Annotated in this window: 18 protein-coding genes and 1 pseudogene; 8 read left to right on the top strand and 11 right to left on the bottom strand. The window is 75.3% G+C overall.

The annotated features are described in order from the left end of the window. Positions 1-88 precede the first annotated feature (88 nt). Positions 89-1,261, top strand: coding sequence for an acyl-CoA dehydrogenase family protein (locus ACSUPT_RS03685; protein ID WP_351962920.1), 1,173 nt, complete (start codon positions 89-91; stop codon positions 1,259-1,261). A gap of 298 nt (positions 1,262-1,559) precedes the next feature. Here ACSUPT_RS03685 and ACSUPT_RS03680 read toward each other — a convergent pair whose 3' ends face one another. Further along, complete coding sequence (locus tag ACSUPT_RS03680; protein WP_351962919.1) at positions 1,560-1,952, bottom strand: hypothetical protein; 393 nt, start codon at positions 1,950-1,952, stop codon at positions 1,560-1,562. A 203-nt stretch (positions 1,953-2,155) separates the two neighbouring features. Between ACSUPT_RS03680 and ACSUPT_RS03675 the strand changes: the two genes are divergently transcribed. From ACSUPT_RS03675 to fxsA, 4 genes are all read left to right on the top strand, one after another. Beyond that, on the top strand, positions 2,156-2,596 hold the full coding sequence (locus tag ACSUPT_RS03675) for an Lrp/AsnC family transcriptional regulator (protein ID WP_351962918.1): 441 nt from the start codon (positions 2,156-2,158) through the stop codon (positions 2,594-2,596). A 176-nt stretch (positions 2,597-2,772) separates the two neighbouring features. Further along, a complete protein-coding gene (locus ACSUPT_RS03670; RefSeq protein ID WP_436943462.1) occupies positions 2,773-4,437 on the top strand; it encodes an amidohydrolase in 1,665 nt (554 codons plus the stop codon). Between the two features lie 597 nt (positions 4,438-5,034). Continuing rightward, positions 5,035-5,754 carry a polyprenol monophosphomannose synthase gene (locus ACSUPT_RS03665; protein ID WP_365727104.1) on the top strand — a complete coding sequence of 240 codons (720 nt, stop codon included), beginning with the start codon at positions 5,035-5,037 and terminating at the stop codon, positions 5,752-5,754. A 59-nt stretch (positions 5,755-5,813) separates the two neighbouring features. Next, positions 5,814-6,356, top strand: a complete 543-nt coding sequence (gene fxsA / locus ACSUPT_RS03660) for an FxsA family membrane protein (RefSeq protein ID WP_436943461.1) — start codon at positions 5,814-5,816, stop codon at positions 6,354-6,356. A 234-nt stretch (positions 6,357-6,590) separates the two neighbouring features. Here fxsA and ACSUPT_RS03655 read toward each other — a convergent pair whose 3' ends face one another. The 4 genes from ACSUPT_RS03655 to ACSUPT_RS03640 all read right to left on the bottom strand — a co-directional run bounded on the left by ACSUPT_RS03655 (position 6,591) and on the right by ACSUPT_RS03640 (position 10,126). Beyond that, the gene (locus tag ACSUPT_RS03655) at positions 6,591-6,965 is read right to left on the bottom strand and encodes an RNA polymerase-binding protein RbpA (RefSeq protein WP_010468770.1); all 375 of its coding nucleotides are present in this window, start codon (positions 6,963-6,965) and stop codon (positions 6,591-6,593) included. 278 nt (positions 6,966-7,243) lie between these two features. Continuing rightward, complete coding sequence (locus ACSUPT_RS03650) at positions 7,244-8,605, bottom strand: MFS transporter (RefSeq protein ID WP_365727108.1); 1,362 nt, start codon at positions 8,603-8,605, stop codon at positions 7,244-7,246. Between the two features lie 43 nt (positions 8,606-8,648). After that, positions 8,649-9,422: a glycerophosphodiester phosphodiesterase family protein gene (locus ACSUPT_RS03645; RefSeq protein WP_351962913.1), complete on the bottom strand. Its 774-nt coding sequence runs from the start codon at positions 9,420-9,422 to the stop codon at positions 8,649-8,651. Further along, on the bottom strand, positions 9,419-10,126 hold the full coding sequence (locus ACSUPT_RS03640) for a YczE/YyaS/YitT family protein (protein WP_436943460.1): 708 nt from the start codon (positions 10,124-10,126) through the stop codon (positions 9,419-9,421). The genes ACSUPT_RS03645 and ACSUPT_RS03640 overlap by 4 nt, the downstream gene beginning before the upstream one ends. 101 nt (positions 10,127-10,227) lie before the next feature. Between ACSUPT_RS03640 and ACSUPT_RS03635 the strand changes: the two genes are divergently transcribed. Continuing rightward, a complete protein-coding gene (locus tag ACSUPT_RS03635) occupies positions 10,228-11,733 on the top strand; it encodes a PLP-dependent aminotransferase family protein (protein ID WP_361661375.1) in 1,506 nt (501 codons plus the stop codon). A gap of 19 nt (positions 11,734-11,752) precedes the next feature. Here the strand turns inward: ACSUPT_RS03635 and ACSUPT_RS03630 are convergent. Further along, positions 11,753-13,368: pseudogene (locus ACSUPT_RS03630) on the bottom strand (hypothetical protein). Between the two features lie 263 nt (positions 13,369-13,631). Continuing rightward, complete coding sequence (locus tag ACSUPT_RS03625) at positions 13,632-13,826, bottom strand: hypothetical protein (protein ID WP_023589716.1); 195 nt, start codon at positions 13,824-13,826, stop codon at positions 13,632-13,634. 222 nt (positions 13,827-14,048) lie between these two features. On the opposite strand from ACSUPT_RS03625, the gene ACSUPT_RS03620 reads away from it, so the two are divergent. Together ACSUPT_RS03620 and ACSUPT_RS03615 are read left to right on the top strand one after the other, a co-directional pair. Further along, positions 14,049-14,441: an ankyrin repeat domain-containing protein gene (locus ACSUPT_RS03620; RefSeq protein WP_361661369.1), complete on the top strand. Its 393-nt coding sequence runs from the start codon at positions 14,049-14,051 to the stop codon at positions 14,439-14,441. A gap of 276 nt (positions 14,442-14,717) precedes the next feature. Continuing rightward, entirely contained in the window at positions 14,718-16,139 is a 1,422-nt protein-coding gene (locus ACSUPT_RS03615; protein WP_351962908.1) for a HEAT repeat domain-containing protein, read from the top strand. Positions 16,140-16,654: 515 nt separating this feature from the next. Here ACSUPT_RS03615 and ACSUPT_RS03610 read toward each other — a convergent pair. The 4 genes from ACSUPT_RS03610 to ACSUPT_RS03595 all read right to left on the bottom strand — a co-directional run bounded on the left by ACSUPT_RS03610 (position 16,655) and on the right by ACSUPT_RS03595 (position 20,235). Continuing rightward, entirely contained in the window at positions 16,655-17,518 is an 864-nt protein-coding gene (locus ACSUPT_RS03610) for a biotin-dependent carboxyltransferase family protein (protein ID WP_436943459.1), read from the bottom strand. Next, positions 17,515-18,132: a 5-oxoprolinase subunit B family protein gene (locus ACSUPT_RS03605; protein WP_436943458.1), complete on the bottom strand. Its 618-nt coding sequence runs from the start codon at positions 18,130-18,132 to the stop codon at positions 17,515-17,517. The genes ACSUPT_RS03610 and ACSUPT_RS03605 overlap by 4 nt, the downstream gene beginning before the upstream one ends. Further along, on the bottom strand, positions 18,129-18,893 hold the full coding sequence (locus ACSUPT_RS03600; protein WP_361661357.1) for a LamB/YcsF family protein: 765 nt from the start codon (positions 18,891-18,893) through the stop codon (positions 18,129-18,131). The genes ACSUPT_RS03605 and ACSUPT_RS03600 overlap by 4 nt, the downstream gene beginning before the upstream one ends. A gap of 61 nt (positions 18,894-18,954) precedes the next feature. Further along, on the bottom strand, positions 18,955-20,235 hold the full coding sequence (locus ACSUPT_RS03595; RefSeq protein WP_436943457.1) for an MFS transporter: 1,281 nt from the start codon (positions 20,233-20,235) through the stop codon (positions 18,955-18,957). Between the last annotated feature and the right edge of the window lie 60 nt (positions 20,236-20,295).

Below are 20,295 nucleotides of genomic sequence, written 5' to 3'. Positions count from 1 at the left end.
AGCATCGGTGCAGCAGTGAGACCCGGCGGCGCCGCCCACACCCGTTCGCGCGCCCGCCGCAGCGCCCGACAGGGAGGAGAGCGCCGCAATGCCCGACCGCGCCCCGCAGCCGGTGGACCGCCAGCTGCCCACCGAGGAGTCCAGGGATCTGATCGCCCTGGTGCGCGACATCGTCCAGAGGGAGATCGCTCCCCGGGCGGCCGAGGAAGAGGACGCCGGGCACTTCCCGCGCGAGGTCTTCACCCTGCTCTCCGAGTCGGGCCTGCTCGGCCTGCCCTACGACTCCGCCCACGGCGGCGGCGACCAGCCCTACGAGGTGTACCTCCAGGTCCTGGAGGAGCTGGCGGCCGCCCGCCTCACCGTCGGCCTCGGCGCCAGCGTCCACACCCTGGCCTGCCACGGGCTCGCCGGCTTCGGCAGCAAGGAACAGCAGGCCGAGCACCTGCCCGCGATGCTCGGCGGCGGCCTCCTGGGCGGCTACTGCCTCTCCGAACCGGCCTCCGGCTCCGACGCGGCCTCACTGCGCACCAAGGCCGTCCGCGACGGCGACGACTGGGTCATCACCGGTACCAAGGCGTGGATCACCCACGGCGGGGTCGCCGACTTCTACACGGTGATGGCCCGCACCGGTGTGGAGGGCCCGCGCGGCATCACCGCGTTCCTCGTCCCCGGCGACGCCGAGGGGCTCACCGCCGCCGCGCCCGAGAAGAAGATGGGCATGAAGGGCTCGCCCACCGCCCAGCTCCACTTCGACGGCGTCCGCGTCCCCGACTCCCGCCGCATCGGCGAGGAGGGCCAGGGCTTCACGATCGCCCTGTCCGCCCTGGACTCCGGGCGCCTGGGCATCGCCGCCTGCGCCATCGGCGTCGCGCAGGCCGCACTCGACGAGGCCGTCGCCTACGCGGGGGAGCGCCGCCAGTTCGGCCGCCCCATCGCCGACTTCCAGGGCCTGCGCTTCATGCTCGCGGACATGGCCACGCAGATCGAGGCGGGCCGCGCCCTGTACCTCGCGGCGGCCCGGCTGCGGGACGCCGGCCGGCCGTTCTCCCGGCAGGCCGCGATGGCGAAGCTGTTCTGCACGGACGCCGCGATGAAGGTCACCACCGACGCCGTCCAGGTGCTCGGCGGGTACGGCTACACGGCCGACTTCCCGGCGGAGCGGTACATGCGCGAGGCGAAGGTCCTCCAGATCGTCGAGGGCACCAACCAGATCCAGCGGGTCGTCATCGCCCGCCACCTCGCGGGCCCCGAGAGCCGCTGACGCCCGCGCCCCCGAAGGCCGGCCGGCACCGCGGCACGCCGGTACCGCGCCGACGCCCGGCGCGCGGCGGTGCGTCCCGGTGCGGCAAGGCCCCGCCGGGCGCCTCGCGCGGGGCCGGGCGTCCCGGTGCGGCTCGGGCGCCCGCCGCCGTCCTCGCGGCCGCCCCGCACCGGCGCCGCCCCGCCCCGGCCGCCGGGTCCGCCGCGTACCACCGCGGAGCGGCGCGCGCCCCGGACACGACGAAACCGCCCCGGTCGCGTATGCGCACCGGGGCGGAGGGCTGCTCAGCGGCGTGGTGTCAGGCGGCGCGCCCCATCCGCGAGGCGGCGTCGCGCATCCGCGGCACCTTCACCTTGATCGGACGGGAGCCCGGCCCGCCCACGTGCGAGAACGGCTGCGTACGCCAGTCGATCCCCTGAGGCAGCGTCAGCAGCAGCCCCATCTCCTGCTCCTGGGGACCCGACTCCTCGTCAACCGGCCGCGCGTCGGACGCCGGCCGGCCGGAGCCGGTGCACACCGACAGGACGAACGGGTTCCACGGCGTCGGGCACAGCGCGTGCTCCGGCAGCACGTCCTCGTCGGCGAGCAGCGCGATGGGCTGCGCGCAGTCCGGGCAGACGACCCGGAACATCTCGAACATGTCGTCTGCGTCGAGCTCTTCGGCCTCGACCGAATCAACAGGCTCCTGCATGGAGAATCTCCCCCTCAGACGGGCCGACCAGGCAATGCGGCCCCGACCACAGCAAGCAATTCCCCCCGGGCCCTGTCGATAACCGTCCGGTCCTGAACGACCGTGACCATGAACGTGTGGCGTTCGTCACATGCCGTCCGCAGGTGCCCCCGCGGTGGCCGGCCGACTGGGCCGGAAGGGTTCCGGGGCAATAGGTTGACCGCATGGAGGAGCTGGATCGTCAGATCGTCGAGTTGCTCGTCAAGGACGGGCGCATGAGCTACACCGACCTGGGCAAGGCCACCGGCCTGTCCACCTCGGCGGTGCATCAGCGCGTCCGCCGCCTTGAACAGCGCGGCGTCATCCGCGGGTACGCCGCCGTCGTCGACCCCGAGGCGGTGGGGCTGCCGATGACCGCGTTCATCTCGGTGAAACCCTTCGACCCCAGCGCCCCAGACGACATCGCGGACCGGCTCGCCGACATCCCCGAGATCGAGGCCTGCCACAGCGTGGCGGGGGAGGAGAACTACATCCTCAAGGTCCGCGTGGCGACCCCGCTGGAGCTGGAGCACCTCCTGACCAGGATCCGCTCGCAGGCCGGGGTCTCCACCCGCACCACGGTCGTCCTCTCCACCCCGTACGAGGCAAGACCCCCGCGCGTCTGACCCACGGGCGTCCGACCCGGCGCCGGGCGCCTGGCCACGCGCCGGGCGCCCGACCCCGCGGACGTCCGCCCCGCGCAGGGCGCCCGACCGCGCGTCTGACCGCGTGCTGGGCCCCGGGCGCCGTGCCGACCGGCCCCGGCCGGGTGGGGCCGTCGGCGATGTCTACGCTGGTCACCATGACCGAGCACGAACGCGACTCCCAGGCCACCGACACCGCACGGACAGGGGAGACCCCGACCCTGCTGCTGCGCGGCGGCGAGGTGCACAGCCCCGCCGACCCCTTCGCCACCGCGATGGTCGTCGAGCGCGGCCATGTCGCCTGGGTCGGCTCCGAGGGCGCGGCCGACGCCTTCGCCTCCGGCGTCGACGAGGTGATCGACCTCGAAGGCGCCCTCGTCACCCCCGCGTTCACCGACGCCCATGTCCACACCACCGCCACCGGCCTGGCGCTGACCGGCCTCGACCTGTCCGGCGCCCGCGACCTGGGCGAAGCCCTCGCGCTCGTACGGGACTTCGCCGCCTCCCGGCCCGGTGACCGGGTCCTGCTCGGCCACGGCTGGGACGCCGCGCGCTGGCCCGAGCGGCGCCACCCGACCCGCGGCGAACTGGACGAGGCCACCGGCGGACGCCCCCTGTACCTGCCGCGCGTCGATGTGCACTCCGCCGTCGTCACCACCGCGCTCCTCGACCTCGTCCCCGGCGTCACCGGCCTCGACGGCTACCACCCGGACGCGCCCCTCACCGGCGCCGCCCACCACGCCGTACGGGCCGCCGCCCACGGCGCCGTCACCCCGGCCCAGCGCGCCGAGGCCCAGCGCGCCGCGCTCCACCGCGCCGCGTCCCTCGGCATCGGCACCGTCCACGAGTGCGGCGGCCCCGACATCTCCGACGAGGCGGACTTCACCAGCCTGCTGAGGCTCGCCGGCGAGGAACCGCTCCCCAGGGTCGTCGGCTACTGGGCGCAGGCCGTCGGCGGCCCCGAGGACGCCCGCCGCGTCCGCGAGCTGGGCGCGGTCGGCGCGGCCGGCGACCTCTTCGTCGACGGGTCCCTCGGATCCCACACCGCCTGCCTGCACGAGTCGTACGCCGACGCGGCGCACACCGGTACCGCCCACCTCGACGCGGCCTCCGTCGCCGCCCATGTGACCGCCTGCACCGAGGCCGGGCTCCAGGCCGGTTTCCACGCCATCGGCGACGCCGCCGTGACCGCCGTGGTGGAAGGGGTCCGGGCCGCCGCCGACAAGGTCGGCCTCCACCGGGTCCGCGCCGCCCGGCACCGCGTCGAGCACGCCGAGATGCTCACCCCCGAGACCATCGCCGCCTTCGCCGAACTGGGCCTCACCGCCTCCGTGCAGCCCGCCTTCGACGCGGCCTGGGGCGGCGACGACGGCATGTACGCCGAGCGCCTCGGCGTCGAACGCGCCCGCACCCTCAACCCGTACGCGGCGCTGCTGCGCGCCGGTGTCCCGCTCGCCTTCGGCTCCGACAGCCCGGTCACCCCCCTCGACCCGTGGGGCACCGTCCGCGCCGCCGCCTTCCACCGCACACCCGAGCACCGCGTCTCCGTCCGCGCCGCCTTCACCGCCCACACGCGCGGCGGCTGGCGGGCCGTCGGCCGTGACGACGCGGGCGTCCTCGTGCCCGGCGCGCCCGCCGACTACGCCGTCTGGCAGGCCGGTGACCTGGTCGTCCAGGCGCCCGACGACCGGGTGGCCCGCTGGTCCACCGACCCCCGCTCCGGCACGCCCGGCCTGCCCGACCTGACGCCGGGCAACCCGCTGCCGGTGTGCCTGCGGACCGTGGTGGGCGGCCGGACGGTCTTCGTACGACCGAACGAGTGAGATGGGCGGCACGCCCCCGGCGCGGCGCGCCCCGGGCGTTCCGTCACGACCTGCGGATCTTCGTCGCTGACCTGGGCCTTCTTTCGGAAACCGCAGGTCGCCGGGGTGTTGACAGGCAGCGGTGAACGGCCGGTAGGTTCGGCGGGTCCACCACGGACGTCCGGCCGGCCGAGCACGCCTCACCGCGGCCGCGGAGCGCCGCTGGATCGCGGGGTGGTGTGCCGCACCGGCGCACCACCGCTGGGAGCCAGGTTCAGCGCCAGCGCCCCGCGCGGCGGGGGAGGTCTCCGGCGGGCGTCCCCCCGGCTCCCGGGAGCCGGGGCGGGGTGCGACCCGGGTGGGGCCCGGACGTTCAGTAGACAACGGCTCTTCGGACGACCCGCAGCCAGCGGGCCCCAGGGTCGGCCCGAAGGACGCCGGGCCCCCGTGCGGACCCGTGGGCGCCCGCTCCCCCCGACGAGCCGGCGAACGACGCGGCTCGTCGATCGTCCGTGCCGCGGGCTCGCTATGGTGGGCATTCGCGATAGGACGTAAGGGGCAGCAGTGAAAGACGACGGTCAGAGTCAGCGGCGGTACGGACCGCTGGGCAGAGCCTTGGTGATCATTCCGACCTACAACGAGGCGGAGAACATCGGGCCGATCGTCTCCCGGGTGCGGGAATCCGTACCGGACGCGGACATCCTCGTCGCCGACGACAACAGCCCGGACGGCACCGGCAAGATCGCCGACGAGCTGTCCGCCGACGACCCCCACGTCCACGTGCTGCACCGCAAGGGCAAGGAGGGCCTCGGCGCGGCCTACCTGGCCGGGTTCCGCTGGGGCATGGAGCACGGCTACGACGTTCTGGTCGAGATGGACGCCGACGGCTCCCACCGCCCCGAGGAGCTGCCCCGGCTCCTCACCGCCCTGAAGGGCGCCGACCTCGTGCTGGGCTCCCGCTGGATCCCCGGCGGCCGGATCGTGAACTGGCCGAAGTCGCGCGAGTACCTCTCCCGGGGTGCCAGCGTCTACTCCCGGCTGCTGCTCGGGGTGCCGATCCGGGACGTCACCGGCGGCTTCCGGGCGTTCCGCGCGGACACCCTGCGCGGACTCGGCCTGGAGGACGTCGCCTCGCAGGGCTACTGCTTCCAGATCGACCTGGCCCGGCGGGCGGTCGCCGCCGGGTTCCACGTGGTCGAGGTGCCCATCACCTTCGTCGAACGCGAGCACGGCGACTCCAAGATGAGCCGGGACATCGTCGTGGAGGCCCTGTGGCGGGTCACCGCCTGGGGCGTGACCAGCCGCGCCGGCCGGATCGCGGGACGCCCGCGCCGCTGAGCACGGCGGCGGCCGGGGTCCTTACGCCGTCCTGTCATCGCCCCAGGCACACTGGGGGCATGACGACCGGTGCTCCGCTGCCTCCCGCCCGTGGGCGCTCCCGCGCCCGCACCCTCGTACCCCTCGGCCTGGCCGCCTGGCTGGTGCTGGAGATCTGGCTCCTGACGCTGGTGGCGGACGCCTCCAGCAGCCTCCTGGTGCTCGCCCTGCTGGTGGGCGCCGGAGTCCTCGGGGCCGCCGTGGTGAAGCGGGCCGGGCGCCGGGCGTTCACCACGCTCGCCGAGACGCTCCAGCGCCGGCAGGAGAGCGGCGCCCCCGGCCCCGAGGAGAAGGCCGGCGGCAACGGCATGCTGATGCTCGGCGGGCTGTTGCTGATGCTGCCGGGCCTGGCCTCCGACGTACTGGGCCTGCTGCTCCTTCTCCCGCCGGTCCGCGCTGCCGCCGCCCGCTACGGGGAGCGCGCCCTCGACCGCCGGATGGGCACCGTCCTGCGGCAGGCCCGCATCCACCGCCCGGACGGGAAGGTGGTGCCGGGCGAGGTGATCCGCGACACGGGCGACCCGGCGGGCCCGCGGGACAGCCGGCCCCCGCTGACCTCCTGAACCGCCCCGGCCCGCCCCTCGGGGTACGCCGAATGCCCGCGTACGGGCGCGGGGGCCGGCGCCACGGGCCCGGCCCGTACGCGAGGACGGGGACGCGAAGGCGGGGACGTGAGGGCGGGCCGTACGGAGCGCGCCGCACCGGGAGCCGTCACGCGGGCACGCGAAAGCCGCGGGGCGTGGTACGTCGATGCGTACCGCGCCCCGCGGCTCTCGCGTGCGGCGGGTGCTAACCCGTCACGCGGACTTCCTGCTGTCGCGCGGATGCACGGCGATGTTCATGGCGCCGGAGCGCAGGACCGCCAGCCGCTCGGCCAGCACCTCCTCCAGCTCCTCGCGCGTGCGCCGCTCCATCAGCATGTCCCAGTGCGTACGCGCGGGCTTCGCCTTCTTCTCCTCGGGGCCGTCGCCGTCCACCAGAAGCGCCTGGCTCCCGCAGACCTTGCACTCCCACTCCGGCGGGATCTCCGCCTCGACCGAGAACGGCATCTCGAAACGATGCCCCTTCTCGCATGCGTACTCCACCGCCTGGCGCGGGGCCAGATCGATGCCGCGGTCGGTCTCGTAGCTGGTCACCACGAGGCGCGTGCCGCGAAGAGCTCGCTCACTCATGAATCGTGCCTCCCGGGCTTGTCGCCCACAGGACAGGTGTCGCTGTCGTCGTCATCCGGTCAACGTCCGGTCGGCGGTAAAGATTCCCGTTGCGGGTCATGCGTCGCCCGTCGTGCCGCCCCTTTTTGTACCCACCAGTGCCCGGTTTGTCACATCTGGCAGGAGATGTCACCCGGCGTCTCCGTTCACCGCACAGGCAGTAACGGTCCGCCTGGCAGGCCAAAGGCGTACACTACCGCCCTTTGACCCGGCCGTCTAAACCGGGGCCCCGGCGACACTCAGATCCTCTCCGGCACGGGGTTGCCCGCGGCCGCGACCGCCCGCCGCACCGGCACCCGCGCCAGCAGGACGAAGCCCACCGCGAAGAACAGCACGAGCGACACGATGGCGTCCCGGTAGCTCCCGGTCAGCTGGTAGGCGAGCCCGAAGACCAGCGGCCCCAGCCAGCTCAGGCCGCGGTCGCTCATCTCGTAGGCGGAGAAGTACTCGGCCTCCTTGCCGCGCGGCACCAGGTGCGAGAACAGCGACCGCGACAGCGCCTGGCTGCCGCCCAGCACCAGACCGATCGCCGCCGCCAGCGCGTAGAACCACACCGGCGCCCCCGCGGGCAGGAAGTACCCCGCGGCCAGGATCAGCGTCCACACCGCCAGCGAGCCCAGGATCGTCCGCTTCGCGCCGTACGAGCGGGCCAGCCTGCCCATCCCGAGCGCCCCGGCCACGGCGAGCACCTGCACCAGCAGCACCGCCGTGATCAGCGTCGTCTGGTCCAGGCCCAGCTCCTCGGAGCCGTAGACCGACGCCTGGGAGATCACGGTCTGCACGCCGTCGTTGTAGACCAGGTACGCCAGCAGGAACGACAGCGTCAGCGGATGGCGCCGCATGTCCCGCAGCGTCGCCGCCAGCTGCCGCCACCCCGAGCCGACCGCGCCCTCCCCGCCGGGCGCCACCCGCCGGTCCCGCAGCCGCCGCAGCGGTACGAGGGTGAAGGCGCCCCACCACAGGCCGGCCGACGCCAGGCAGATCCGCACCGCGTCCGTCTCGCTCAGCCCGAACGACGCGTGCCCCGTGTACAGGGCCAGGTTCAGCAGCAGCACCAGCGCGCCCGACGTGTAGCCGAACGCCCAGCCGCGCGACGAGACCGCGTCCCGCTCCTCCGGCGCGGCGATCTGCGGCAGGTACGCGTTGTACAGGGCCATCGACACGGCGAGCGACGCGTTGGCGACGATCAGCAGCAGCGCGCCCAGCAGGTAGCGGTCGCCCTCCAGGAAGAACATCCCCGCCGTCGCGCCCGCCCCCGTGTACGCGGCGGCCGCCAGCAGCGGCTTCTTGCGTCCCGTGCGGTCCGCCGCCGCCCCCGCCAGCGGCATGACCAGCACGGCGAGGACGATCGACAGGGAGACCGAGTACGCGAAGACCGACCCGGCCCGCACGGGGACGCCCAGCGGGTGGACGAAGCCGTCCGCGTCGGCCGCCGCCTTCGCCACCGACGTCAGATACGGGCCGAGGAACACGGTCAGGACGCTCGTGGAGTACACGGAGCACGCGAAGTCGTAGAAGTACCAGCCGCGCTGCTCGCGTCTGCGGTCGGGCGGCGGCGCGCCGGCGGCGCCCGCGTCCCGGTCGGCGGTCTCGGCTGTCACACGCGCCCCCCTCGTTCGTGCCGCCCCGGTCCGCGCGCCGGGGTCAGACCCACGCTCCCCGGCCGGTGAGCACCGTGCGCAGCGTCTGAAGATGATCGGTCATGATGCCATCCACGCCAAGGTCCAGGAGGGCGTTCATCCGCTCCGGGTCGTTGACCGTCCACACGTGCACCTGGAGCCCGCGCGCGTGCGCCTCGCGGACGAACCGCCGGTCCACCACGCGGATGCCGCCCTGCGCCTCGGGCACCTGCGCGGCCACCGCCCCCGCGCGCAGCGCCGCCGGTATGCCGTACGAGCGGAGCCTGAGCCCCACCACGCCGCGCACGCCGAACGACGTGGCCAGCCGCTCGCCCGCCGCCCGGCGCGCCCGCGCGACGCGGCCCTCGTTGAACGAGCCGACGCACACCCGGTCCCACGCGTTGGCCCGGCGGATCAGCTCCACCAGCGGGACGAGCGCGGACTCGGCCTTCAGGTCCACGTTCCACCGGGCTTCGGGGAACTCCTCCAGCAGCTCCTCGAAGAGCGGCAGCGGCTCGCGGCCCGCCACGCGTGCCCGCCGGACCTCGCTCCACGGCAGGCGCGCGATCCGTCCCCGCGCGTCGGTGACCCGGTCGAGCGTCGGGTCGTGGAAGGCGACGAGCCTGCCGTCGGCCGTGGTGTGCACATCCGTCTCGAAGTAGCGGTACCCGGCTTCGGCGGCCCGCCGGAACGCGGTCGCGGTGTTCTCCAGCCCGTCCGCCGCGCCGCCCCGGTGGGCGAACGGGATGGCGCAGGGGTGGTCCAGGTACGGGTGGCGCGGGCGCGGTAGGCGAGTCACCGCGGCAGTATCACCCGTTCCGGTGGCCCCGAGGCGACCCCGGTGCTGCCGGCCGCCGTACCGGGGGTGGCCTCCGGCACCGCGAACAGGCGCAGCGACAGCTGGGCGAGCGGCCCGATCGCCAGGGCGTACAGCACCGTGCCGACGCCCAGGGAGCCGCCGAGGAGGAAGCCCGTCGCGACGACGGTCAGCTCCAGGGCCGTGCGGATCAGCCGGATCGAGCGGCCGGTCACCCGGTGCAGTCCGGTCATCAGGCCGTCGCGCGGGCCCGGTCCGAAGCGGGCGGCGATGTAGAGGCCGGTCGCGAGGCCGTTGAGGACCACCCCGGCGACCATCAGCGCGATCCGGGCGGGCAGGCCGTCCGCGTCCGGGACGACGGCGAGGGTGGCGTCCATCGCGGCTCCGATGAGCAGGACGTTCGCGACGGTGCCCAGGCCCGGCCGCTGCCGGAGCGGGATCCACAGCAGCAGGACCACCGCGCCCATGACCGTCACCATGACACCGATCGACAGGCCGGTCAGGTTCGACAGGCCCTGGTGGAGGACGTTCCACGGCTCCAGGCCCAGGCCGCTGCGGACCAGGAGCGCCGAGCTGGCCCCGTAGAGCAGGAGGCCCGAGACGAGCTGGGCCAGCCGGCGCGGGATGCGCCGCCCCGGCGGCCGGCCGCCGGGCTCGGACGGCGGTGTGGACGACGATCGGGACAAGGTGACCCCCGGAGTGCTGGTGTGGTGGACTGACCTATGACACTCTCTGGCGTGCCATTGGATCTCAACCATGGCCAATTCGAGGAAGGTGGACTGAAGTCATGGCTCAGTGGACTTCGGCGGTGGGCGCCGCCCAGCTCGCCCGCCAGCTGACCGCCCAGCAGCCCCGGCCCGCCGGCCCCGGCACCCGGAAGCCCGCCGCGTACCGGGCGCTGGCCGACGGCATCCGCCTCCTCGTGCTGGAGGGCCGCGTCCCCGTCGCCGCCCGCCTGCCCGCCGAGCGGGAACTGGCCCTCGCGCTGGCGGTGAGCCGCACCACCGTCGCCGCCGCCTACGAGGCCCTCCGCGCGGAAGGCTTCCTGGAGTCGCGGCGCGGCGCCGGCAGCTGGACGACCGTGCCCGCGGGCAACCCGCTGCCCGCCCGCGGCCTCGAACCGCTGCCGCCCGAGTCGCTCGGCTCGATGATCGACCTCGGCTGCGCGGCGCTCCCGGCCCCCGAGCCCTGGCTCAGCCGCGGCTTCCAGGGCGCCCTGGAGGAGCTGCCGCCCTACGCCCACACGCACGGCGACTACCCGGCGGGACTGCCCGCGCTGCGCCGCACCCTCGCCGACCGGTACACCGCGCGGGGCATCCCCACGATGCCCGAGCAGATCATGGTGACGACCGGCGCGATGGGCGCCATCGACGCCATCTGCCACCTGTTCGCCGGGCGGGGCGAGCGGATCGCCGTGGAGTCCCCCTCGTACGCCAACATCCTCCAGCTGATGCGGGAGGCGGGCGCCCGGCTGGTGCCCGTCGCCATGGCCGAGGGGCTGGCCGGCTGGGACCTGCCGCGCTGGCGCCAGGTGCTGCGGGACGCCGCGCCCCGCCTCGCGTACGTCGTCGCCGACTTCCACAACCCGACCGGCGCGCTCGCCGACGAGGACCAGCGGCGGGCCCTCGTGGACGCGGCCCGGTCGGCGGGCACGGTCCTCGTGGTCGACGAGACCATGTCGGAGCTGCGCCTGGACGACGGCGTGGAGATGCCGCGTCCGGTCTGCGCGTTCGACCCCGCGGGCAGCACGGTGCTGACCGTCGGTTCGGCGAGCAAGGCGTTCTGGGCGGGCATGCGGATCGGCTGGGTGCGGGCCGCGCCCGACGTGATCCGCTCCCTCGTCGCCGCCCGCGCCTACGCCGACCTGGGCACGCCCGTCTTGGAGCAGCTCGCCGTCAACTGGCTGATGGGCGGCGAGGGCTGGGAGCAGGCCGTGGCGCTGCGCCGCGACCAGGCCCGCGAGAACCGGGACGCGCTGGTCGCCGCCGTACGCCGGGAGCTGCCCGGCTGGGACTTCGAGGTGCCGCGCGGCGGGCTGACCCTGTGGGTGCGGACCGGCGGCCTGTCCGGCTCGCGGTTGGCGGAGGCGGGGGAGCGGGTCGGTGTGCGCGTCCCGTCAGGGCCCCGCTTCGGCGTGGACGGCGCCTTCGAGGGGTACGTGCGGCTGCCGTTCACGGTGGGCGGGGCGGTCGCCGACGAGGCCGCCGTACGGCTGGCGGCCGCCGCCCGCATGGTGCGGGCGGGCGCGGCGGGCGGTCCGGTGGCGGAGGAGCCCAGGACCTTCGTCGCCTGAGCGGCGGCGCGGTGGCGGGTCAGTTCGGGACGGCCGCGCCTCCGGGGGGCGCCACCGCCGTCGGGTCGCCGGGCGGGAGCGCGGCCCCGTGGGCGGGGTGGGCGTCCGCCGGGACGGCCGTCTCGTGGACGACGCGGTCGGGGAGGAGGTGCAGCACCGCGTGGCGGTGGGCCTCCGGGGCCGTCTCGTCGTACGGGTCCGGTGTGGCCGGGACCTGGAGGCGCACCACCTCGCCGGTGCCCAGCCGGGCGTAGCCGCGGCCCGGCGGGACCTCGGGCGGGGGCGTCGTGCGGGGCGGGGCGCCGAGGACCGCGGCGTGCTGCTCGGGCGGCGCGGAGCCGAGCGTCACGCGCGCCCGGGTGTGGGCCCGTACGACGTCGCCCAGCGCGTCCACCGTGTCGAACTGCTCGGCCACCACCACCGTCACGCACGCCGCCCTGCCGTGCCGCAGCGGCACCTGCAGCAGCTCCTGCGGGCCCGTACGCCCCTCGGCGGCGGCCAGGTCCGCGAGGACGGTCGGCCGGTCCAGCAGGATCCACAGCGGGCGGCGGGCCTCCGCCGGGGCTGGCTCGCCCGCCTGCCGGGCCTCGTACGCGGCGGCGAGGCGCCGCTCCGTCTCGTCGGCCGCCCACTCCAGCGCGGCCAGCGCGCCCGCCGGGCCGCACTCGACGCCCAGCACGCCCCTGCGGCCGGCCAGGCACGCGTACTCGCCCGTCCCGAAGCCCTCCAGGACCAGCACCTCGCCGTCGTGCTGGAGCGCCTGGAGCGCGATGGACCGGAGCAGGGTGCTGACCCCGCCGCCGGGCTGGCCGACCACCAGCAGATGCGCCTCCGTCGAGCGCGGCCCGGTGCGCCACACGACCGCCGGGGCGTCCCTGGTCGCCTCGCCGTCCCGGACCGGGACGTGCGCCGCACCGCGTCGGCGTCCGTGAACCCGAGCACCGTCTCGCCCGGCACCGTCACGAACCGCTGCGCCACCACCGCCGCCGGGAGCGCGTCCGGCACGGTCATCAGCAGGTGGTTGCCCTCCTCGTCCCAGTCGAAGCGGTACTCGCGGCCGCGGCCCGACTTGGCGTGCAGCAGCCGCTCGATCCTGGCGCGCTCCGCCGGGTCGCCGTCCGGGAAGTACGCCGGGTAGGAGATCCGCAGCCGCGTCGGGCGGCCGTCGGCGTCGAAAGCGAAGTCCCCGAAGGCCCGGGCCCACTCGCCGCCGTGGGCGAACAGCGGGCTCGGGTCGCCGGGGACCGAGAAGTGCGGCACCAGGGCCTCGTACAGCGCCCGCAGCCGCTCCTTGCCGAGCTGGTCCGCCCCGGGCGCCGGGGCGGGGCGCTCCCTGCCCTTCCACGCCGCCGCGCCCATCAGCGACACCAGCGCCAGCAGCGGCCCGTACGGCATCAGCGCGACCCCGAGGACGCACACGGCGGCCAGGAACAGCGTGGGACCGCGCCGCTCCTTGGGGGTGGCCGACCATCTGGCGCGTCCCGCCGCCGCCAGCCTGCGCAGCCCGCGCGAGACGGTGATCAGCGGATGGAGGACGTCGGTGGCGCCGTCGGCGGCCGTGCGCGCGAGCTCTTTGCCGCGAGCGATCGACGCTCTGCCGCTGCTCGGAATGCGGGGGAGTGGTCGCCGTGCCACGTCGTCTCCTGGGGTCGTGAGGTCGCGGGGTCGCGTGAGTCGCGGGAGTCGTGGGTGGTCGTGGGTGGGTGGTCGTGGGGGACGCCGGAGCCGTGGAATCCGCGGATCCGGTGGATCCGGGGGAGATCCGGGGCGCCCGGGGGGTTCGCGGTTTCGTGGACTCGCGGGCTCTCCGTGGATGCGCGGATCCCGTCGTGGTGCGTCGGGGGCCGTGGCTCCGGTGGGTCCGTGGGCCGCGTCGGAGGGGCGCGGTCCGGGCGGCGTCAGAAGTTGATGCCGCCGAGGAGACTGGCGAGGCTCTGCCCGCCCGCGGTGATGCTCGGTGCGATGGCGGTACCCGCGAGGTAGAAGCCGAACAGCGCGCAGACGAGGGCGTGGGAGGCCTTGAGCCCGTCCTTCTTGAAGAAGAGGAAGACGATGATGCCGAGCAGAACCACGCCTGAGATCGACAGGATCATGAGGGTTTCTCCTGGTTGAAGGGACAGTCACCATGAGTCATTCCAGGCTCACAGGAAGCATCTATGTGATAAAAGGTGCAATCGGGTGAATATGCGGCGTTTTCACTTGACCGGCGCACGTCGGACGCCGCTCCGGCGGGGCAGTACCCTGTCGGTTCACTCGTACGGCTGACCTCGTCGTACGCACGGTTGCAGAGCGCAAACAACGGAAAGGCGGCCCCGATGAGCGACACCCCGGACCCCGAGGTCGTCGACCTCGCGTCGAAGATCTTCGACCTCGCGCGGCACGGCGACACCGAAGCCCTCGCCGCCTACGTCGACGCGGGCGCCCCCGCGAACCTCACCAACGACAAGGGCGACTCCCTCGTGATGCTCGCCGCCTACCACGGCCACGCCTCGACCGTGGAAGCCCTCCTCGCCCGCGGAGCCGACCCGAACGCCGCCAACGACCGCGGCCAGACCCCCCTCGCCGGAGCCGTCTTCAAGGGCGAGGACGGCGTCATCCGCGCCCTCCTCGCCGGCGGCGCGAATCCGGAAGCCGGCACTCCGTCCGCCGTGGACACGGCCCGCATGTTCGGCAAGACCGACCTCCTGGAGCTGTTCGGCTCCCGGTGAACGGCCCGGAAACGGGCAGCGAACCAAGGACGGACACCGCGCCGTAAATGTGGTCGCGGCGGCGAAAACGCTGGGTCATCATGACGACGGGCCCGCAGGGGGCCACCGAGAGAAGGCAGAGGCAGAGGAAGATGGTCGACACCAAGCAGAAGACGACGGGCGGTATCCGATGGCACCGCGCGGCCTAGCCGATGAGCGGGCGGTCCACGCACCCGGCGGTACCGGGACACCCGGCCGCGCCCGCCCAGTCGACAGCTTGATGTGAGGCGTTTTCCCATGTTCGAACCCGTCATAGCGCCGAGCGGCACCCTGCTCGGCCTGCTGCAGAGGGGCCGGGGCGACGGCACACTGCACGCGCTGGCCGCGCCCCGCGCCGAGGCGCTCGCCGCCCTCGACCACTGCGTCGTGAACGACCCGCGCCAGGACTGGCAGGTCGAGAACCGCTCCCTCTACTACGCCCGCCTCTACCTGGACCTGCACGGCGGCCTCGACACCGTCGAGGAGCACCTGTTCGGCGCCGACGACCACGTCGACACCGACGAGTGCCGCACCGGGCTCGCCCTGTCCGTACTGGGCCACCTCGCCTCGTACGGCCGCCGCGACGCCCTCCTGCTGCTGCGCCGCTACACCGCGACCGGCAGCAACTGGGCGTGGGCGCTGGACGAGCTGGCCCTGCGCGACGACGACACCGCCCTGCGCGGCCTCGCCGACGCCGTACTGGCCCGCTTCCCGGCCGGCCCCGAGGGTGACGCCGAACTGGCCGCCGCCGTGCGCGACGCCTACGAGCCGCGCCCCTGGCGGCTGTGGGGCGAGGACCCGCGCGACTCCGTCGGCGGCCGGGTGCGCGCCGCCCGGGAACAGGGCTCCTTCGACCGCTGGCAGCGGCAGATGCGCCCGACCGGGCCCCGGCCCGGCTGGAGCGTCCAGGCCGTGTTCGACTGGGCCCAGCAGGGACTGGAGCGCGGCAGCGTCCTGCACCTGCCGGCCGCCCGCTGCCTGACCGCCGTCGCCGGCCCCGACGACCGGCAACTGATCGTGGAGGCCGCCCGCAGCGGCCCCGACGGCGCCCGCTGCGCGGCGCTCCACTACCTCGCGGAGGGGCGCGACCCCGCCGTACTCGACCTGATCGAGGCGGCCGCGAGCAGCCCGTCCGCCACCGTCGCCGAAGCGGCCGTCGCCGCCTTCGAGCGGATGTGCGGCGAGGCGGCCGTCGACCGGGCGCGCGGCTGGGTCCACCGGCCCGACGCGCTGGGCACGTCCGCCGGCGGCGTCCTCGCCTCGCGCGGCGGCGAGAAGGACGCCCCGCTGGTCCTCGGCGCGCTCCGGCAGGCCGTGCGCACCGACGGGCCCGACGCGCGGTCGCTGTACCCGCTCGTGGACGGAGCCGGCCGCCTCGGCATCGCCTGCGCCGCGCCCGTGCTGCGGCACGTCTACCGCGAGACCGCCTCCTCCGAACTGCGCGGCCGCACCGCGCGGGCCCTCGCCGCGACGGACCCGACCTTCGCCACGGGCTTCGCCGTCGAGTGCCTGTGGGACTGCGAGGAGACCACCCGCGAGATCGCCGCCCTGCACGCCGAGACCGGGGACGTACGCGTCGCCGAACGCCTGCGCCGGCTCGCCGCCGATCCGGTCGAGGAGGACGAGGTGCAGACCGCCGTCCGCAGCCGCATCGGCGGCCCGGACGTTCCGACGGCCTGACCCGAGGGCCCGAAGCGCCGGGCGCCGCCCCGCCCGAAGGGCCTGTCGGCCCTGATGTGGCGGGCACCGCCCGGCGGGGCCGGCGGCCCGGAGGCCGGATGGTCCTGCCCTGGGCTCTGAGGCCGAGGGCACTGCGGCGGGGCGGGCCTGAGGCCGGAGGGGGCCCCTGATCCCTGTGGGCCTCGGAGGCCGGCCCTGCGGCCCAGTGGCCTGGCGGCCCCGCGGCCTGGCGGGCCCTGCCGCCACAACGTCGGGGGCCGGCGGCCCGACGGTCGGGTGGCCTGGCTCTCCGCTTCGAGCCCGCTCGGCGGGGGCGTCCGGCCTGGCGCCTGGGCGAGCCGGCGGCCTGACGGCGGCCGGGCCCGGTCGTGGCCCAGCCGGTACGGAGGGCGCGGGTCCCGGACCGTTCGGCCCGCGGGCCCCGCGCCCGCCGCTCGCCCGATGCGCTCCCGGCCCGCCAGGCCGAGGGGCGGCGGCCACCGCCCCGACCGCCCCCGGCGCCGCCCTGCCCCGCCTCACCGCACCGGCACGAACCTCACCCGCGTCCCCGGCCCCGCCTGTGCCGCGTCCGCCAGGTCCGCCGACCGCACCACACCCACCACCGGGTAACCGCCCGTCGTCGGGTGGTCCGCCAGGAACACCACCGGGCGCCCGTCCGGCGGCACCTGCACCGCGCCCAGCACCATGCCCTCGCTCGGCAGCTCGCCGGCCCGCGCCCGCTCCAGCGGCGGGCCCTCCAGACGCAGCCCCACCCGGTTCGAGGCGGCGGCCACCCGGTACGTGCTCGTGGCGAGCGTCCGCAGCGCACCGGCCGTGAACCAGTCGTCGCGCGGCCCCCACCGCAGCCTCAGCACCAGCTCCTCCGGCACACCGCGCCACGGCGCGCCCTCGTACCAGGCGGCACCCGGCCGCGCCTCGCCCAGCGGCAGCACCATGCCGTCCTCCAGCGGCGCGGGCCCGAGACCCGACAGCAGGTCCGTGGACCGGCTCCCCAGCACCGGGTCGGCCGCCACCCCGCCCGCGAACGCCACGTACGACCGGGCGCCCCGCACCGCCGGGCCCACCTCCAGCACGGCGCCCGCCCCGACGCGTACCGCCGCGCCCCACGGCGCCGGCCGCCCGTCCACGGTCACCGGGCAGGGCGCGCCGCCCACCGCCACGGTCACCGCGCGGCCGGGTCGCACCGCGCAGCCGGTGAGCGTCGTCTCCAGCACGGCGGCGCCCTCGTCGTTGCCGACCAGCCGGTTGGCCAGCGCGGCAGCGTACGGGGCGAGGGCGCCCGAGCGCGGCACGCCCAGGTGCGCGTGGCCGAACCGCCCCCGGTCCTGCACGGTGGTCAGCGCCCCGGCCCGTACGACCGTGAAGGACCGTACGGTCACGCGCCCTCCTCGGTGAACCGCACCCGCAGCCCCGGCGCCAGCAGCGCGGCCGGCTCCCGCGCCGGGTCCCACAGCACCGCGTCGGTGGTGCCGATCAGCTGCCAGCCGCCGGGCGACGCCCGCGGATAGACCCCCGTGTACGGCCCGGCCAGCGCGACCGAACCCGCCGGGACGGCCGTCCGGGGGGTGTCCCGGCGCGGCACCGCGTACCGCTCCGGCAGCCCGGTCAGATACCCGAAGCCGGGCGCGAACCCGCAGAACGCCACCCGGTACTCGACCCCTGCGTGGACGCGGCCGACCTCCTCGGGCGCCACCCCCCAGAGTCCGGCGACCTCCGCCAGGTCCGGCCCGTCGTAGCGGACCGCCACCTCCACCAGGGGCCCCTCGCGCGCGTCCAGCGGTGGCACCTCCCAACCGGCGGCCTCCACGGCCAGCCGCCCCGGCTCGGCCACCCCGTCGAGCAGTACCGTCCGCGCGGCCGGCACGATCTCCCGCACGGCGGGCAGCGTCCCCGCGTCCCGCCTCCGCAGCAGCTCGGCGTGGAACGCCCGCGTCTCCTCCCCGCTCCCGAACTCCAGCAACAGCGCCCGCTCACCCACCTCCAGGGCTCTCATGCGAACGCCTCCACCCGCACACCCTCCGCCTCCAGGCGGGCGCGCACCCGCCGGGCCAGCTCCACCGACCCCGGCGTGTCCCCGTGCAGGCACAGCGACCGGGCCCGCACGGACACCGCCTCCCCGGAGCGGGCCGTCACCGTCCCGCGCAGCGCGAGGGAAAGCGACCGTTCGACCACCGCTTCGGGGTCGTGGACGACCGCGCCCTCACGCCCGCGCGGGACGAGCGTGCCCTCCGCCGTGTACGCCCGGTCCGCGAACGCCTCCGGGACCACGGGCAGACCGGCGTCCCGCGCGCACGCGTGGAGCCGCGACCCGGGCAGCCCCAGCACCGGCAGGCCGCCGCCGGCGAGCAGCACCCCCTCTACCACGGCGCCCGCCTGCCCCTCGTCGTGCACGACCCGGTTGTACAGCGCGCCGTGCGGCTTCACATACGACACCCGCGACCCGGCGGCGCGCGCGAACACCTCCAGGGCGCCGATCTGATAGGCCACTTCGGCCGCCAGCTCGTCCGGCGGCACGTCCATGGCACGCCGCCCGAAGCCCGCCAGGTCGCGGTACGAGACCTGGGCGCCGATCCGGACCCCCCGCTCGGCGGCGAGCGCGCACACCCGCCGCATGGTGACCGCGTCCCCGGCGTGGAAGCCGCATGCCACATTGGCGCTGGTGACGACGGACAGCAGCTGCTCGTCGTCGGTCAGCCGCCAGCGGCCGAAGCCCTCGCCGAGGTCGGCGTTGAGATCGATCGATGCCCCGGTCACGTCCGTCAACTCCTCAGAATCCCGTCCTCGCCGGCCGGGGCGGAACACGCCCCGCCGGCCGTCACCACAGCTCCCGCCCGCGTGTCTCGGGCAGGCCGAGCAGCGCCACCACGGCGATGCCGTAGGCGACCGCGCCGAACACCAGCGCACCGCCCACCCCCCAACCGTCCGCCAGGAACCCGACGAGCGTCGGGAAGAACGCCCCCACGGCGCGGCCCGTGTTGTACGTGAACCCCTGCCCCGTCCCGCGCACCGCCGTCGGGTACAGCTCCGCCAGGAAGGAGCCGAAGCCGCTGAAGATGGCCGACATGCAGAACCCCAGCGGGAAGCCCAGCACGAGGACCAGTCCGTTCGCCCCGGCCGGGATGTTCGTGTACGCCACGACGCAGATCGCGGACAGCACCGCGAACAGCACGATGTTGCGCTTCCGGCCCAGCCGGTCCGTCAGGTAGCCGCCGGTCAGGTAGCCGAGGAACGCCCCGGATATCAGGAAGGCGAGATATCCGCCCGTGCCGACGACCGTCAGGCCGCGCTCCGTCTTCAGGTACGTCGGCACCCAGGTCGCCAGCGTGTAGTAGCCGCCCTGCACCCCGGTCGACAGCAGGACCGCGAACAGCGTCGTCCGCAGCAGCCCCGCCCTGAAGATCCCCGCGAAGGAGCCGCGCTCCGCGCTCTCCCGCCGCACCCGCGCGGCCTCGGGCGCGTCCTCCACGTTCCGCCGGACGTACACGATGAGCAGCGCGGGCAGGGCGCCCGTCCAGAACATCACCCGCCATGCCGTGTCCGCGTCGAGGAAGTGGAACACCAGCGTGTAGACGACCACGGCCAGCGCCCAGCCCGCCGCCCAGGCGCTCTGCACCCAGCCCAGCGTCCGCCCCCGGTGCCGCGCCGACGCGTACTCGGCGACCAGGATCGCGCCGACCGCCCACTCCCCGCCGAACCCGAGGCCCTGCAGGGCGCGGAAGACGAGCAGCGTCTCGTAGTTCGGCGCGAAGCCGCACGCGACCGTGAACACCGCATAGGTCGCGACGGTGAGCATCAGCGCGCGGACCCGGCCCATCCGGTCGGCGAGTATCCCCGCGAGGGCGCCGCCGACCGCCGACACGACCAGCGTGACGGTCGTGAGCAGCCCGGTCTGGCCGCTGTCCAGGCGGAAGTAGGCGGCGATCGCCACCATGCTCAGCGGCAGCGTGAAGAAGTCGTAGGAGTCCAGGGCGTAGCCGCCGAACGCGCCGCCGAAGGCGCGCCTGCCGCGCGGTCCCAGCGCGCGCAGCCAGCCGAACGGGCGCTCTCGGCCCGCCTCGGAGGACGTGGAGGTCGATTCGGTCCGGGTCGTGCTCATCTGCACCTCGCAGAGGGTGAGGAGCGTGCCTGAGTGGATACGTACAGTAATGAGGACAGT

This window comes from Streptomyces sp. SudanB25_2051, from assembly GCF_964272635.1.
GTDB lineage: Bacteria > Actinomycetota > Actinomycetes > Streptomycetales > Streptomycetaceae > Streptomyces.
Note: the sequence above shows the minus strand (reverse complement) of the source record. Positions and strands in the feature narration are given on the sequence as shown.

What these genes read in the sequence shown, in the direction of transcription:
- ACSUPT_RS03655 (WP_010468770.1), bottom strand. Translation starts at nt 6,965, where the DNA reads ATGAGTGAGCGAGCTCTTCGCGGCACGCGCCTCGTGGTGACCAGCTAC.
- ACSUPT_RS03605 (WP_436943458.1), bottom strand. Translation starts at nt 18,132, where the DNA reads ATGAGAGCCCTGGAGGTGGGTGAGCGGGCGCTGTTGCTGGAGTTCGGG.
- ACSUPT_RS03595 (WP_436943457.1), bottom strand. Translation starts at nt 20,235, where the DNA reads ATGAGCACGACCCGGACCGAATCGACCTCCACGTCCTCCGAGGCGGGC.
- fxsA (WP_436943461.1), top strand. Translation starts at nt 5,814, where the DNA reads ATGACGACCGGTGCTCCGCTGCCTCCCGCCCGTGGGCGCTCCCGCGCC.
- ACSUPT_RS03615 (WP_351962908.1), top strand. Translation starts at nt 14,718, where the DNA reads ATGTTCGAACCCGTCATAGCGCCGAGCGGCACCCTGCTCGGCCTGCTG.
- ACSUPT_RS03685 (WP_351962920.1), top strand. Translation starts at nt 89, where the DNA reads ATGCCCGACCGCGCCCCGCAGCCGGTGGACCGCCAGCTGCCCACCGAG.
- ACSUPT_RS03620 (WP_361661369.1), top strand. Translation starts at nt 14,049, where the DNA reads ATGAGCGACACCCCGGACCCCGAGGTCGTCGACCTCGCGTCGAAGATC.
- ACSUPT_RS03670 (WP_436943462.1), top strand. Translation starts at nt 2,773, where the DNA reads ATGACCGAGCACGAACGCGACTCCCAGGCCACCGACACCGCACGGACA.
- ACSUPT_RS03625 (WP_023589716.1), bottom strand. Translation starts at nt 13,826, where the DNA reads ATGATCCTGTCGATCTCAGGCGTGGTTCTGCTCGGCATCATCGTCTTC.
- ACSUPT_RS03680 (WP_351962919.1), bottom strand. Translation starts at nt 1,952, where the DNA reads ATGCAGGAGCCTGTTGATTCGGTCGAGGCCGAAGAGCTCGACGCAGAC.
- ACSUPT_RS03635 (WP_361661375.1), top strand. Translation starts at nt 10,228, where the DNA reads ATGGCTCAGTGGACTTCGGCGGTGGGCGCCGCCCAGCTCGCCCGCCAG.
- ACSUPT_RS03675 (WP_351962918.1), top strand. Translation starts at nt 2,156, where the DNA reads ATGGAGGAGCTGGATCGTCAGATCGTCGAGTTGCTCGTCAAGGACGGG.